This is a genomic window from Mycolicibacterium wolinskyi, from assembly GCF_002101965.1.
Classification (GTDB): Bacteria; Actinomycetota; Actinomycetes; order Mycobacteriales; family Mycobacteriaceae; genus Mycobacterium; species Mycobacterium wolinskyi.
Genome location: NZ_LQQA01000015.1, coordinates 1 through 14,087 on the forward strand (window position 1 = coordinate 1; position 14,087 = coordinate 14,087).

At 68.6% G+C, this 14,087-nt stretch carries 12 protein-coding genes; 6 read left to right on the forward strand and 6 right to left on the reverse strand.

Going from position 1 to position 14,087, the window contains the following annotated elements:
• Positions 1-170: 170 nt before the first annotated feature.
• Positions 171-467, reverse strand: coding sequence for an MGMT family protein (locus tag AWC31_RS14425; protein WP_085144884.1), 297 nt, complete (start codon positions 465-467; stop codon positions 171-173).
• A 2-nt stretch (positions 468-469) separates the two neighbouring features.
• On the reverse strand, positions 470-1,243 hold the full coding sequence (locus tag AWC31_RS14430; protein WP_085144885.1) for an alpha/beta fold hydrolase: 774 nt from the start codon (positions 1,241-1,243) through the stop codon (positions 470-472).
• Between the two features lie 55 nt (positions 1,244-1,298).
• Between AWC31_RS14430 and AWC31_RS14435 the strand changes: the two genes are divergently transcribed.
• A complete protein-coding gene (locus AWC31_RS14435) occupies positions 1,299-4,442 on the forward strand; it encodes an ATP-dependent helicase (RefSeq protein WP_085144886.1) in 3,144 nt (1,047 codons plus the stop codon).
• On the forward strand, positions 4,439-7,714 hold the full coding sequence (locus tag AWC31_RS14440) for an ATP-dependent helicase (protein WP_085144887.1): 3,276 nt from the start codon (positions 4,439-4,441) through the stop codon (positions 7,712-7,714). Before AWC31_RS14435 ends, AWC31_RS14440 begins: the two co-directional genes overlap by 4 nt.
• 6 nt (positions 7,715-7,720) lie before the next feature.
• Here the strand turns inward: AWC31_RS14440 and AWC31_RS14445 are convergent, their stop codons facing one another.
• A complete protein-coding gene (locus AWC31_RS14445) occupies positions 7,721-8,110 on the reverse strand; it encodes a DoxX family protein (RefSeq protein ID WP_067854426.1) in 390 nt (129 codons plus the stop codon).
• 69 nt (positions 8,111-8,179) lie between these two features.
• Between AWC31_RS14445 and AWC31_RS14450 the strand changes: the two genes are divergently transcribed.
• Together AWC31_RS14450 and nudC are read left to right on the forward strand one after the other, a co-directional pair.
• The gene (locus AWC31_RS14450; protein ID WP_067854423.1) at positions 8,180-9,274 is read left to right on the forward strand and encodes an NAD-binding protein; all 1,095 of its coding nucleotides are present in this window, start codon (positions 8,180-8,182) and stop codon (positions 9,272-9,274) included.
• Positions 9,271-10,206 (forward strand): NAD(+) diphosphatase, encoded by a 936-nt coding sequence (gene nudC, locus AWC31_RS14455; RefSeq protein ID WP_085144888.1) that lies wholly within the window; start codon positions 9,271-9,273, stop codon positions 10,204-10,206. The genes AWC31_RS14450 and nudC overlap by 4 nt, the downstream gene beginning before the upstream one ends.
• A gap of 9 nt (positions 10,207-10,215) precedes the next feature.
• Here the strand turns inward: nudC and AWC31_RS14460 are convergent, their stop codons facing one another.
• The 3 genes from AWC31_RS14460 to AWC31_RS14470 are packed head-to-tail and all read right to left on the reverse strand — an operon-like array spanning position 10,216 to position 11,577.
• Positions 10,216-10,482 carry a hypothetical protein gene (locus AWC31_RS14460; RefSeq protein WP_085144889.1) on the reverse strand — a complete coding sequence of 89 codons (267 nt, stop codon included), beginning with the start codon at positions 10,480-10,482 and terminating at the stop codon, positions 10,216-10,218.
• 53 nt (positions 10,483-10,535) lie between these two features.
• Positions 10,536-10,784, reverse strand: coding sequence for a mycoredoxin Mrx1 (gene mrx1 / locus AWC31_RS14465; protein WP_067854415.1), 249 nt, complete (start codon positions 10,782-10,784; stop codon positions 10,536-10,538).
• Between the two features lie 46 nt (positions 10,785-10,830).
• The gene (locus AWC31_RS14470) at positions 10,831-11,577 is read right to left on the reverse strand and encodes an IclR family transcriptional regulator (protein WP_085144890.1); all 747 of its coding nucleotides are present in this window, start codon (positions 11,575-11,577) and stop codon (positions 10,831-10,833) included.
• Between the two features lie 127 nt (positions 11,578-11,704).
• On the opposite strand from AWC31_RS14470, the gene AWC31_RS14475 reads away from it, so the two are divergent.
• Together AWC31_RS14475 and AWC31_RS14480 are read left to right on the forward strand one after the other, a co-directional pair.
• A complete protein-coding gene (locus AWC31_RS14475) occupies positions 11,705-12,943 on the forward strand; it encodes a CaiB/BaiF CoA transferase family protein (RefSeq protein WP_085144891.1) in 1,239 nt (412 codons plus the stop codon).
• The gene (locus AWC31_RS14480; protein WP_067854412.1) at positions 12,940-14,082 is read left to right on the forward strand and encodes an acyl-CoA dehydrogenase family protein; all 1,143 of its coding nucleotides are present in this window, start codon (positions 12,940-12,942) and stop codon (positions 14,080-14,082) included. The genes AWC31_RS14475 and AWC31_RS14480 overlap by 4 nt, the downstream gene beginning before the upstream one ends.
• Positions 14,083-14,087: the final 5 nt, after the last annotated feature.

A 14,087-nucleotide genomic window follows, 5' to 3' on the forward strand; every position in this document is an offset into this window, starting at 1 on the left:
GCCTCCCAGAACCGCTCCCGCACCCAATCTGCCAACCCGCCGCCCGGCGGTACACCACGACCACGAAACCCCGTCTGCAAACCCATAAAAGCAACACCCTTCGAATCACGGTGTTGCAGCCACCACTTGAGTCTGAGCCGCTGCGCGAGTACGAACCCGCACACTCGCGCTCAGAACCTGTGTCGGTACTCGCGCAGCGGCACCCGGCCGTCGGCCGCCAGGACACCTTCGGCGCGCAGTCGTTCCAGCTGACGGGTGGCCAGATGCGGGGCCGGTCGACCCGACGCGGTGATCACGCGGTGCCAGGGCAGATCCGACGAATCCGTGCGCATGATCCAGCCGACGATCCGCGGGCTGGAAAGACCTGCCGCATCGGCGATGTCGCCGTACGTCGACACCCGCCCCGCCGGGATCGCAGCGACCAGCCCGCGCACTGTCTCCACCTGTTCCTCGGTCACCGCGGGCATGGCTACCCCAGCCGTTCCCGGATCAGCGCGGCCGTGTCGGCCGGCTTCGCCACCGGCACCATGTGATCGCAATCCCAGTCCAGCAGCGTGAAATCCGCACCCAGATGCGCGGCCAGCCCGTCGATCAACGCTTCCCGCGCGTACGGTGGGTCGGTGCGGGTCGCGCGCACCAAAGCGGTGGGGGTTCCCTTGCGCGGCAGGGCAACCGGCCTGGCGAGTTCGCTCCAGTAGGCCATCATCGCCGGGATGCTGATGCGCCAGCCCCAGCGACCGCCGGGCAGCTCGACCAGATGCTCGTCGAGTTCACGCTCCAACTCGGCGGGCTCGACCTCACCCCACGAACCGTTGACCTTCTCGTCGCGTGCCTCGCCACGGTCCGGGTAATCCGGCGAGGCCATCATGTTGTCGGCGATGTCGCGCATCCATTCCCCGTCGAGCTCGACCGCCGGATCCAACAACACCAGCCCACTGACGAGATCGGGGTGAGCGGCCGCCAGATTCAGTGCGACGGCACCGCCGAACGAATGCCCCACGACGAGCGTCGGGCCGTCCAGCAGGCCCGACAGCGCCGCCACATTCGCGTCCAGCGTCCACGGCGCGGCCCACGACGACCGGCCATGCCCGATCAGATCGGGTGCGACGATCGAGAATTCGGCCAGGTGCCGGGTTGCCAGCGTCTTCCAGCGCCGGCCATGACCGGTCAACCCGTGAACGAGCAAGGCCTGTGGAGACCCCGGCGGGCCGAAACGGTGTATGTGCAAAACATCGGCTGACACCCTGTCGATGCTAGATAGCCGCTACTTGTCGGTCCCTTCTGGTGTCATCCTTTCCATGACCGCACAACACGTCGAGTCCGTATCGCCGGCGGGCACTGCCCTGCTCGAATCGGGGCGCAGCGGTGTGGTGCGCCTGCTCGGCGGGCCCGGCACCGGCAAGAGCTCGCTGTTGCTGAGCACCGCTGTCGAGCACATCGTGGCGGGCACCGACCCGGAATCGGTTCTGCTGTTGACCGGTTCGGCCCGGCTGCGCACGGCCGCACGCGCCGCCATCACAGCACGACTGCTGGGCGCGGGCGAACAGGGCGTCGTGCGTGAGCCGCTGGTCCGCACGGTGCACTCGTACGCGTTCGCGGTGCTGCGGCTGGCCGCACAGCGCAACGGCGATCCGCCGCCCCGGTTGATCACGAGTGCCGAGCAGGACGGCATCATCCGCGAGCTGCTGGCCGGTGATCTCGAGGACGGCCCGAACTCGCCGGTCGGCTGGCCCGAGCAGCTGTGGCCCGCGCTGAGCACGGCGGGCTTCGCCACCGAGCTGCGCGACCTGATGGCGCGGTGCACCGAGCGCGGGGTGGATCCGATTGCCCTGCAACGCCTCGGCCGTGCCGCTCGGCGGCCGGAATGGCTGGCCGCGGGCCGGTTCGCCCAAGCCTACGAGCAGATCATGCTGCTGCGCTCCGCGGTGGGAATGGCCGCCCCTCAGGCCACCGTGCCCGCCTTGGGAGCCGCCGAGCTCGTCGGCGCCGCCTTGGAGGCGCTGGGCACCGACGCCGAGCTGCTGTCCGCCGAACGTGCCCGCATCAAGCTGCTGTTGGTCGACGACGCGCAGCACCTCGATCCACAGGCCGCCCTTCTCGTTCGGGTTCTGGCGGCAGGCGCCGGCCTCACCGTCATCGCAGGCGACCCCGACCAATCCGTATTCGGTTACCGCGGTGCCGATCCGGTGCTGTTGCGCGACGACACCCACCCGGCCATCACCCTCACCGAATCGCACCGCTGCGCGCCCGCGATCGCGTCGGCCATCTCCGGGCTCGCGCAGCGGTTGCCCGGTGTCGGCGCCACCCGGGCACTGACCGGAAACCCAGAAACCGATGGCACGGTGAGCATGCGGCTGGCCGCGTCCCCGCATGCCGAAGGCGCGCTGATCGCCGATGCCCTGCGCCGTGCGCATCTGGTCGACGGGGTGCCCTGGTCGCAGATGGCCGTCATCGTCCGATCGGTACCGCGTGCCGGCGCCTCGCTCGCGCGTGCCCTGACCGCGGCGGGAGTGCCCGTGCAGGAACGGGCCACCGGTGTGCCGCTCGCGCATCAGCCCGCCGTCGCGGCGATGCTGACGGTGCTCAGCGCCACCGCGGCAGGCGGCCTGGACGCCGACGGCGCGCTGAATCTGCTCACCGGGCCCATCGGCCGGGTCGATCCGGTGACGCTGCGCCAACTGCGCCGGGCGCTGCGGCGCGCCGACGGCTCAACGCCGCCAAAGGATTTCGGCCAGTTGCTGATCGAGGCGATCGATGCCGATCCGGACGGGTTGTCGGCCGAGCTGCTGCGGCCGTTGCGGCGGCTGCGTTCGGTACTGACCGCCGCACGCCGCAGCGCGGCCGACGGCGCCGATCCTCGGTTCACACTGTGGCAGGCCTGGCACGCAAGTGGATTGCAGCGTCGGTGGCTGGCGGCCAGTGAGCGCGGGGGAAGTACGGCCGTGCAGGCCGATCGCGACCTGGACGCGGTGACAGCCCTGTTCGACGTCACCGACCAGTACGTGAACCGGACCGCGGGGGCCTCGCTGGGCGGCTTGGTCGACCACGTGACACGTCTCGGCGCTCCGGCAGGTGACGACACGCGTCAGGACTATGCGGTCGCGGTCCTCAGTGCGCACGCCGCGCTCGGCGGCGAGTGGGAGTTCGTGGTCATCGCCGGTGTGCAGGAAGGATTGTGGCCCAACACCGTTCCCCGCGGCGGCGTGCTCGGCACCCAGCACCTGGTGGATGTGCTCGACGGAGTGGCGACGCCGGCGGATCGCGCGGTGTCGACGCGGGCGCCGCTGCTGGCCGAGGAGCGGCGACTGCTGATGGCGGCGATGGGCCGCGCCCGCAGCCGCCTGTTGGTCACCGCGGTCGACAGCGACGCCGGTGACGAATCCTTGCTGCCCTCGCCGTTCTGCACCGAATTGGCCGAGCTGGCCACCGAGCCGGTGCCCCAGCCGCCGTTGATCGCGCCCCGCGTGCTGGCGCCCTCGGCGCTGGTCGGCCGGCTGCGGGCGGTGGTCTGCGCTCCCGCAGGCGCGGTCGACGACGATTCGCGGGCCTGCGCGGCAACACAATTGGCCCGGCTGGCCGCAGCGGGCGTGCCCGGCGCCGACCCGGCCCAATGGCACGCGATGACTCCGCTGTCCACCGAGGAGCCGTTGTGGTCGGAAACGGATGGCGCGGTCGCGCCCGTTGTCTCGCTGTCGCCGTCGACGTTGCAGATGCTCACCGACTGCCCGTTGCGCTGGCTGCTCGAACGTCATGGCGGCAGCGACGGCCGCGATGTGCGGTCCACGGTGGGGTCACTGTTGCACGCGCTCGTCGCCGACTCGCACAAAACCGAGAGTCAACTGGTCAACGAGCTCGAAAAGGTATGGAGCCAGCTGCCTTACGAGGCGCAGTGGTATTCGGACAACGAGCTGGAGCGCCACCGCGCGATGCTCGAGACGTTCACCCGCTGGCGCGCCGAGACCCGGCGTGAGCTCACCGAGGTCGGCACCGAGATCGACGTCGACGGTGTCATCGTCGAGCCGGAGGATGGCGCGCCCGGAGTCCGGGTGCGGGGCCGGCTCGATCGCCTCGAACGCGACGAGGCGGGTCGGCTCGTGGTGGTCGATCTCAAGACCGGCAAGAGCCCGGTGACCAAGGACGACGCGCAGAGTCATGCGCAGCTGGCCATGTATCAGCTCGCCGTGGCAGCCGGGCTGCTATCCGACGGGGACGAGCCGGGCGGTGGGCGATTGGTCTACCTCGGTAAGGCCGGTGCCGCCGGCGCGACCGAACGTGAGCAGGACCCGATGGCACCCGCGACCCGGACCGAGTGGTTGGAGTCGGTACGGCAGGCGGCTTCCGCGACGGCGGGCCCGCAGTTCCTCGCGCGCGTCAACGACGGCTGCTCGAACTGCCCGGTGCGGTCGAGCTGCCCGGCACAATCTGGGGAAGGACGGTCATGACCGCTGCGATCTCCGCGCCGGCCGGCGCTCGGTACAGCCCGGCCGAATTGTCCAAAGCGCTGGGCCTTTTCCCGCCCACCGACGAGCAGGCCGCCGTGATCGCCGCGCCGCCAGGCCCGCTCGTGGTGATCGCCGGTGCCGGGGCAGGCAAGACCGAGACGATGGCGGCGCGCGTCGTCTGGCTGGTCGCCAACGGGTTCGCCACGCCGTCGCAGGTGCTCGGCCTGACGTTCACGCGCAAGGCGGCGGGGCAGTTGCTGCGCCGGGTCCGGACGCGGCTGGCCCGGCTGGCCGGCGCGGGGCTGGCGCCGGTGTCCGGCGTCGCCGACGAAGCCGCTGAGTCCGTGACAGTCGGCACCTACCATGCGTTCGCCGGCACGCTGCTGCGCGAGCACGGCCTGCTGTTGCCGGTCGAGCCGGATACCCGCCTACTGAGCGAGACCGAGCTGTGGCAGCTGGCCTTCGAGGTGGTGTGCGCACATCCGGGCGAGCTCGCCACCGACAAGACTCCCGCGGCGGTCACGGCGATGGTGTTGCGGCTGGCCGGCGCGCTGGCAGAGCATCTGGTCGACACCGACCAGCTCCGCGACACGCACGTCGAACTCGAACGGCTCGTGCACACCCTTCCCGCCGGGCCGTACCAGCGCGACCGCGGGCCGAGCCAGTGGCTGCTGAAGATGTTGGCCACTCAGACCGAACGCACCGAGCTGGTGCCGTTGATCGACGCTCTGCATGAGCGGATGCGCGCCGACAAGGTGATGGATTTCGGGATGCAGATGGCGGCCGCGGCCCAGCTGGCGGCGCGATTCCCGCAGGTCGGCGAGCAGCTGCGCGAGCGTTACCGGGTGGTGCTGCTCGATGAATACCAGGACACCGGTCACGCCCAGCGGGTGGCGTTGTCGGCCCTGTTCGGCGGCGGGGCCGACGACGGCTTGGCGCTGACTGCCGTGGGCGATCCGATCCAGTCGATCTACGGCTGGCGCGGTGCGTCGGCGACGAATCTGCCGCGGTTCACCACCGATTTCCCGTACTCCGACGGCACCCCCGCGCCCACGCTCGAACTGCGTACGAGTTGGCGCAATCCGCCGAGCACTCTGCATGTGGCGAACGCGGTGTCGGCCGAGGCGCGGCAGCGCTCGGTCGCGGTGCGCGCGCTGCTGCCCCGTCCCGACGCCGACCCGGGCACGATCCGGTGTGCGCTGCTGTCCGACGTTGTGTCCGAACGTGATTGGGTGGCCGACCACCTGGCGCGGATCTATCACGACGCCACCGGTCGCGGCGTCGCCGCGCCGACCGCGGCGGTGTTGGTGCGGCGCAACGCCGACGCCGCGCCGATGGCTGCTGCGCTCACCGCTCGCGGCGTGCCGGTCGAGGTGGTCGGCGTGGCGGGCCTCTTGGCGGTGCCCGAGGTCGCCGATCTGGTGGCCATGCTGCGGCTCGTGGCAGATCCGACTGCGGGGTCGGCCGTCATGCGTGTTCTCACCGGACCGCGGTGGCGGTTCGGAGCCCGCGACATCGCGGCGTTGTGGCGGCGCGCGGTCGAACTCGACGACCGGCAGGCGGGGGAGCTGAGCACCGCCGACATCGTCGCGCAGGCCGCGCCCGACGCCGACGCGGCCTGCCTGGCCGATGCGATCTGCGATCCCGGTGCGCCCGAACAGTATTCGGCCACCGGTTATCAGCGCATCGTGGCGCTGAGCCGGGAGCTGACCATACTGCGCGCGCACCTGAGCCATCCGCTGCCCGAACTGGTCGCCGAGGTTCGACGGGTCCTCGGCCTCGACGCCGAAGCGCGCGCGGCCCGGCCCGTGACGTCGGGATGGGCCGGCACCGAGCACCTCGACCGGTTCGGCGATCTGGTGGCGGATTTCGCCAGCAGGCCCAGCGCTTCGGTGCTGGCATTGCTGGCCTATCTGGACGCCGCGATGGAGGTGGAGAACGGTCTGGCCCCCGCCGAACTGACCGTCTCGCACGACCGCGTGCAGATCCTCACCGTGCACGCCGCCAAAGGGCTCGAGTGGCAAGTGGTCGCGGTGCCGCACCTGAGTGGCCGGGTGTTTCCGTCGACGGCGCAGGCCCGGACGTGGCTGACCGATGCCGCGGATCTGCCGCCGCTGCTGCGCGGGGACCGGGCAACAGTCTCCGAGATCGGTGTGCCGGTACTCGACACCTCGGACGTCAACGACCGGAAGATCTTGTCGGACAAGATTTCCGATCACAAGCGCAGTCTCGATCAGCGTCGCGTCGACGAGGAGCGCCGGCTGCTCTATGTCGCGATCACCCGCGCCGAGGACACCCTGCTGCTGTCGGGTCATCACTGGGGTGCGACCGAGAGCAAGCCCCGCGGGCCCTCGGAGTTCCTGTGCGAGCTCAAGGCCATCATCGACGAGGCCGCCGCCGAAGGGCTGCCGTGCGGCGAGATCGAGCACTGGGCGGCCGATCCGGCAGCCGGTGAGCAGAACCCGTTGCGCGACAAGGCTGTCGAAGCGATGTGGCCGGCCGTGGCCGCCAATGGCGCGGATGTCGGCGGCGGCGCCGAGCTGGTGACCCGCGCGATGGCCGGTGACCTCGAGTCAGGCGCCGACCGCGAAGACTGGGCCGCCGACGTCGACGCGTTGCTGGCCGAGCGCGACCGCGGGCCGCAGTCCGTCGTGGCGGAACTGCCCGGTCAACTGTCGGTCAGCACCCTGGTCGAGCTGAGCCGTGACCCCAAGGCGGCGCGGGAGCGGCTACGTCGGCGGCTACCCCAACGGCCCGATCCGCACGCCTTGCTGGGCACCGCATTCCACGAGTGGGTGCAGCGGTTCTTCCACGCCGAGCGGTTGTTCGACCTCGACGATCTACCGGGCGCGGTGGACAGCGACAGCGGACGGGCGTGCGCCGAGGACCTCGCCGATCTGCAGGACGCGTTCGTCAAGTCTCGCTGGGCGGCGCGCACACCGGTCGAGGTGGAGGTTCCGTTCGACATGGTGATCGGGGAGACCCGCAAGACCATCGTGCGCGGCCGCATCGATGCCGTGTTCACCGAGCCCGACGGCACCACGACGGTGGTGGACTGGAAGACCGGCGAACCTCCGGCCACTCCAGAAGCGATGGCACAGGCCGCTATTCAGCTCGCGGTGTACCGGCTGGCATGGGCCGCGCTGCGGGGTTGCCCGCCGGAATCGGTGCGGGCGGCGTTCCACTACGTGCGTTCCGGCCAGACCGTCAGTCCCGACTCGCTGCCCGGCCCGGACGAACTGGAGGCACTGTTGGCCGAGCAGCCGGAGTAGGTCCGCTCAGGAGTTGCGATAGACCTTGAGTGCCGTGGTGATCATCGGGATCTGCAGCGGCAGCCGGGCGATCGCGCCGATGCGCATCGGCCACGGCTTGTCCCACCACAGCCGCACCATGTTGACGTTGCCCGGGAACACCGCGACGAACAGGGCCACGGCGGCCAGCGCCCCCAGTCGGCGAGTGCGTGGCGCGGCCAGCAGTGCACCCGTGGCCAGTTCGCCGACGCCCGAGGCGTACGTGTAGAACCGGGCACTGCCGGGCAGCTCGGCCGGGATGATGGAGTCGAACGGTTTTGGTGCGACGAAGTGCAGAACTCCCATGCCGAGCAGAAGCCCGGAGAGTCGGCGCGCGGTCGGTGCCACGGAGATCTGCTGAGGCGAAGGTGCGGTCATGGTTACATTGTGGCGTGCGTCTGCTCGGACCGATCCCGGCGCTATCCGGGTCCTGGGTGAATAGTTCGCGTGGCTAAAGGCAGGCTGCGGCGCCGGCTCGCCGCCATCGACCCCAACCTGACCTCGCGGCCGGACGCCGCGCTCGTCGACGTGCTGCGGATTCCCGAGCCGTTCGTCAGCCCGGGGCGCAAGATCGCGATGCGTGTCATGTATGCGCTGGGGGCGCTGTTCGCCGCCGTCTTGATCGTCTACCTCGACCGGCACGGCTACCGCGACATCGAAAGCGCGCCGGACGAGAACAACCCGCTGTCGTTCCTGGACTGCCTCTACTACGCGACCGTGTCGCTGTCGACGACCGGCTACGGCGACATCACGCCCTACACCGAGTCGGCGCGGCTGGTCAACGTCCTCGTGATCACGCCGCTGCGGGTGGCTTTCCTGATCGTCCTCATCGGTACCACGGTGGAAACGCTGACCACCCAGTCGCGGCAGGCGCTGAAGATCCAGCGATGGAGGAGCAGAGTGCGTAACCACACCGTCGTCATCGGATACGGCACCAAGGGCCGCACCGCGGTCGCCGCCATGGTCGGTGACGAGGTTGCGCCGGCCGACATCGTCGTCGTCGACGAAAGCCTTTCTGCGCTGGAACGCGCCCGCAGCGCCGGACTGGTCACCGTGCACGGAGACGCCACCAAGTCCGACATCCTGCGGTTGGCCAGTGCCCAGCACGCGAAGGCGATCATCGTCGCGACCGACGACGATGCGAGCGCCGTCCTGGTGACGCTGACCGCGCGCGAACTCGCCCCGAAAGCCAAGATCATCGCCGCGGCGCGCGAAGCCGAGAACCAGCATCTGCTCAGACAGTCCGGCGCCGATTCCACCGTGGTGTCCTCCGAGACGGCCGGCCGCCTGCTGGGTATCGCGACCCAGACGCCCAGCGTGGTGGAGATGATGGAAGATCTGCTGACGCCCGACGCCGGGTTCGCCATCGCCGAACGTGAGGTCAGCCCGAAGGAGGAGGGCGGCTCACCGCGGCACCTGCACGACATCGTGCTCGGCGTGGTCCGCGAAGGCCGCCTGGTCCGGGTCGACGCGCCGGAGGTGGATGCCTTGGAGGCTGGGGACCGGTTGCTCTACATCCGCAGTGCGGACGCCGAACGATGACCGATCGCCGGTCTTTCAGTCTCCGTAACGTCCCGCTGTTGTCCCGCATCGGTGCTGACCGCGCCGACACCGTGCGCACCGATGTCGACGCCGCATTGGCCGGTTGGCCGGATGCGCTGCTCCTGCGGGTGGACCGGCGCAATCAGGTGCTGATCTCGGGAGGGCGGGTGGTGCTGGGCAAGGCGATTGCCTACGCCGAGAAGCCGCCTGAGAACGCGGTGTTCCTGGGTCGCCTCTATGACGGCCCGCACGTGTGGGCGGTGCGTGCCGCGCTCGAAGGGCCCGAGGACCCCAGCGAGGAAACCCAGGTGTTGGATCTGCGCCGTGCCGGTCAGGTTTTCGACGACACGAGCGCTCAGCTCGTGGCAACCGCAACTGCCCTGCTCAACTGGCATGACCATGCGCGCTTCAGCCCTGTCGACGGCGCGGTGACCAAGCCGGCGCGGAGCGGCTGGGCGCGAGTCAACCCCGACAACGGTCACGAGGAATTTCCCCGCATCGACGCGGCCGTGATCTGTTTGGTGCACGACGGTCATGACCGGGCGGTGCTTGCCCGTCAAGCGGTGTGGCCGGAGCGGCTGTTTTCGATCCTGGCCGGTTTCGTGGAGGCGGGCGAGTCCTTCGAGACGTGCGTGCAGCGCGAGATCGCGGAGGAGATCGGGCTGACGGTCACCGATGTGCAGTACCTGGGCAGTCAGCCGTGGCCGTTCCCGCGTTCGCTGATGGTCGGGTTCCACGCGATCGGCGACCCGGAGCAGCCATTCTCCTTCAACGACGGCGAGATCGCCGAGGCTGAGTGGTTCACGCGCGCCGAGATCCGCGAGGCACTCGACCACGGCGACTGGAACAGTGAGTCGCCGTCACGGTTTCTGCTGCCCGGATCGATCTCCATCGCACGCGAGATCATCGAATCCTGGGCTGCCCTCGACTGACCGCACGGTCTACGGCTCGGCGAGCGCGACCTCCCTCAACAGGCGCCGGGCCTGGTCGTGATTGATGTTGAGTCGACTCGACACCACCTCGACCCAAGACCGAGCGCCCAGCGCTGCAGGTGTCGTGAGCGCCTTCAGCCGGGCAATGGCTTGGACCTTGGCTGCATGTGCCTCTTTGACCCGACGGTCGTAGTAGGCGATGCCTTCGCGTAATTGCTCGTCACTGAGTGACGACAACGAAGCGCTGTCGTAATCGCGCCATTGGAAATCCATCATGCATCGAACATTAGTTCGATGGACCGACAAGTTGGTCGATGTGACGGGGCGACTTAGCCCAGCTTCGCTTTGACCTGCTTGATGCTCGGGTTGGTCAGCGTCGACCCGTCGGCGAACTTCACGGTCGGCACGACGTGGTTTCCGCCGTTCACCGAACCCACGAATTCCGCTGCACTCGGATCGGCCTCGATGTCGATCTCGGTGTAGGGAATGCCTTCGGCCTTCAGCGCGGTCTTGAGCCGCGAGCAGTAGCCGCACCACGTCGTGGTGTACATGGTCAGCGCCGTGGATGAAGCAGTCATAGTCCTGACAACGTAACCGAATGCCCGGGTATGCCGGTATCCGCGGTCAACCGGTCTGCCGTGCCGACCACTGCCGGGCCTGGTCGGTCAAGATCGCGGTCAGCTCGTCGCGACGTGAGGAAATCTCCTCGTGCGTCGAGATGATGCCCACGGCCGCGACGGTCTTGTCGTTTTCGCGCACGGCGATGGAAATGCCGTCGCCGTGCTCGGAAGCATTGGGCGCCGCGCAGACTCCCGTCTGCTCGATCTGTGGCAGCGTCGCGAAGAAGCGGTCGATCAGCGGCCGCTCGGCGTCCTCCACGCCCCTCAGGTAGGCCCACTGATCACGCTTGTCCATGCCGGCGAGCAGGACCCAGCCCGCCGAGGTGCGGATCAGCGACCGCTGCACATAGTTCTCGGCGAGGTAGGCGAACCGTGGGTCCGATGAGCAGTAGTCGACGTAAAAGATGTTGGGGCCGACGGCAATCGACAGCACGGTCGTCAGCCCGGACCGCTCGTGGATGTGCGACAGATCGGTGTGGGTGACGGTCGACACCGGTTGGCGTCCCGCCATGCGATTGAGCAGATATGGGGCGCTGCCGAGCACGTATCGGCGGTTGTGCTCGTCGAGGTAGCCGGTCGCGACGAGTCCGTTGACCAGTCCCTGCACTGAGCTGACCGGTGCGCCAAGCTTTTTGGCGATCTCGCTCAGTGTGGTACCGCCGTGGGCGCGCGCCGCGAACTCCAGGATCTCTGCGACCCGGTCGACGGTGCGATGCCTCGCACGGGGTTTCGCGTCGGATGGCTGTGTCACGGGCGGTCCTCTCGCTGGTGCCACAATCGTACTGTCTATGTATATACGTAAAATAATCCGCTATTGCGTAAATCTCCGCCAACTGCGATAGTTTCCGTGCCGCCCGTCACAGCGAAAGGACCTTTCGATGCACATCACACCCGGCGCTCTGGCAGGTCTGCGGGTGATCGATCTGACGACGGTGATCATGGGTCCGTTCGCGACGGCGACGCTCGCGGACCTCGGTGCCGAGGTCATCAAGGTGGAAAACCTCGACGGCGACATGAGTCGCGACATCGGTGCCCGCCGGCACGAGGGCATGGGTGCGCTCACGATGAATCTGCAGCGCAACAAACGCAGCATCGCCGTCGATCTCGGTAGTGCCGAAGGCCGGCGGATTCTCGATGACCTGGTGCGCGATGCCGATGTGCTCGTGACCAATCTGCGACCCCGCTCACGCGACAAACTCGGCATCACCTACGAACGGATGTCCGCGCTCAACCCCGGCCTCATCCTGTGCACGGCGCAGGCGTACGGATCGCAGACGGCCTACCGCGACTATCCCGCCTACGACGACATCGTCCAGGCCGCATCGGGCGCCGCGAAACTGTCCGAACTCGTCGATGGCGCTCCGCGGTACGCGCCCTATGTCATCGCCGATAAGGTGGTCGCGCTCTACATCGTCATCGCCGTGCTCGCGGCTGCGATGGAGAAGAAGGTCACCGGCCTGGGCCAGGCAGTCGATGTGCCCATGGTCGACGCGATGATCGGGTTCAACCTGGTCGAGCATCTCGGCGGGCATACGTTTGCTCCCGCCGAGGCGGACTTCGGCTGGACGAGAGTACTGACACCCGAGCGCGTCCCGCACCGAACGGCCGACGGCTGGATCTGCATCATGCCGTACTCCGCACAGAACTGGCGCGACTTCTTCACCGCGGCCGGCCGCCCTGACCTGGTCGACCACCCGCGCTACGCCACGGTCGACGACCGGCACCGTCACATGGGCGAACTGCTCACGGCGGTCCGCGAAGCCGCCCCGAGCAGGACGACCGGGGAATGGCTGAAAATCTGCGAAGCACACGGCATCCCGGCGTCCGATCTGCTCGACCTCGCCGATGCCCACAACGACGACTACGTCACGGGTCAGGAACTGCTCGCCAAGCACACACACCCCACCGAGGGGGACTACTACGCCACGCGGACGCCGTTCGCGATGTCGCGCACCCCGGTGCGGTTGCGGCGACACGCCCCACTGCTCGGCCAGGACACCGCCGAAATCCTCGGCGGCCTCGGCTATCCGGAGGCCGAGATCGCCGCGCTTCTCGATGCCGGCGTCGTGAAAGCCACTTCAACGGTCGCATCGACGGCGACCCAGGGAACGGAGTGAACATGACCAGACTCGTGCCACCGGTGGCCGGTGATCCGCACGACTTGGACGAATTGCGGCTCGAAGTGCGGCAATTCGTCACCGAGCAGCAGCGGTCCGGCAAGATCGGACGTTACGCCGACAGCTGGCTGACGGGCTGGGACGAGGACTTCAGCCGGGCACTGGCCGCGCGGGGCTGGCTCGGCATGACCGTGCCGATCGAATACGGCGGTCACGGCCGAAGCCATCAGGAACGGTTCGTCGTCACCGAGGAACTCCTGGCCGCCGGTGCGCCCGTGGGCGCCCACTGGATCGCCGACCGCCAGATCGTGCCGTCGTTGCTGAAGTACGGCACCGAGGTGCAGAAGCGAAAGTTCCTGCCTGCCATCGCCAAAGGTGAATGCTACTTCGGCATCGGCATGAGTGAGCCGGACTCCGGGTCGGACCTCGCCAGCGTGCGAACCAAGGCCGTGCAGACCGACGGCGGCTGGCAGCTCACCGGCACCAAGGTGTGGACCTCGGGCGCACACCTGGCCCACGCGTTCATCTGCCTGGCCCGCACCGCGCCCGTCGACCCCGCACACCGCCACGACGGACTGAGCCAGTTCATCGTCGACTTGCGCGCGCCCGGCGTCGACATCCGCCCCATCATCTCGATGAACGGCAAGCACCATTTCAACGAGGTCATCCTCGACGACACGTTCGTGCCCGACGACATGGTGTTCGGCACGATCGGCAACGGTTGGCAACAGGTGACGTCGGAGCTCAGCTTCGAACGCAGTGGCCCGGAACGCTTTCTGTCGACGTTTCCGTTGCTGGCCGACGTCGCGGGGCACATGGCCGATGGAACTCTGGCCCGGCACACCGATCTGGGTCGCTACGTGGCACGCATCGCCGGGCTTCATCAGATGTCGATCGCGGTCGCCGGCGCGTTGGAGCGCCATGAACCCGCCGATACCGCCGCTGCAGTCGTGAAGGTGCTCGGTACTTCCACCGAGGGCGACATCGCCGATTTCGCCGACCTGCTCGGTGAGACCGACGACGACGCGTACAACGTCATGCTCGCCGATGCCGTGGTTCAACGGCCCGGGTTCACGCTGCGCGGCGGTACCAACGAGATTTTGCGTGGTGTGATCGCGCGGGGATTGGGGTTGCGCTGATGAGC

Bases quoted from the DNA above. Each gene is read 5' to 3' on its own strand.
- AWC31_RS14460 (WP_085144889.1), bottom strand. From the start codon at position 10,482: ATGATGGATTTCCAATGGCGCGATTACGACAGCGCTTCGTTGTCGTCA.
- mrx1 (WP_067854415.1), bottom strand. From the start codon at position 10,784: ATGACTGCTTCATCCACGGCGCTGACCATGTACACCACGACGTGGTGC.
- nudC (WP_085144888.1), top strand. From the start codon at position 9,271: ATGACCGATCGCCGGTCTTTCAGTCTCCGTAACGTCCCGCTGTTGTCC.
- AWC31_RS14440 (WP_085144887.1), top strand. From the start codon at position 4,439: ATGACCGCTGCGATCTCCGCGCCGGCCGGCGCTCGGTACAGCCCGGCC.
- AWC31_RS14425 (WP_085144884.1), bottom strand. From the start codon at position 467: ATGCCCGCGGTGACCGAGGAACAGGTGGAGACAGTGCGCGGGCTGGTC.
- AWC31_RS14475 (WP_085144891.1), top strand. From the start codon at position 11,705: ATGCACATCACACCCGGCGCTCTGGCAGGTCTGCGGGTGATCGATCTG.
- AWC31_RS14435 (WP_085144886.1), top strand. From the start codon at position 1,299: ATGACCGCACAACACGTCGAGTCCGTATCGCCGGCGGGCACTGCCCTG.
- AWC31_RS14445 (WP_067854426.1), bottom strand. From the start codon at position 8,110: ATGACCGCACCTTCGCCTCAGCAGATCTCCGTGGCACCGACCGCGCGC.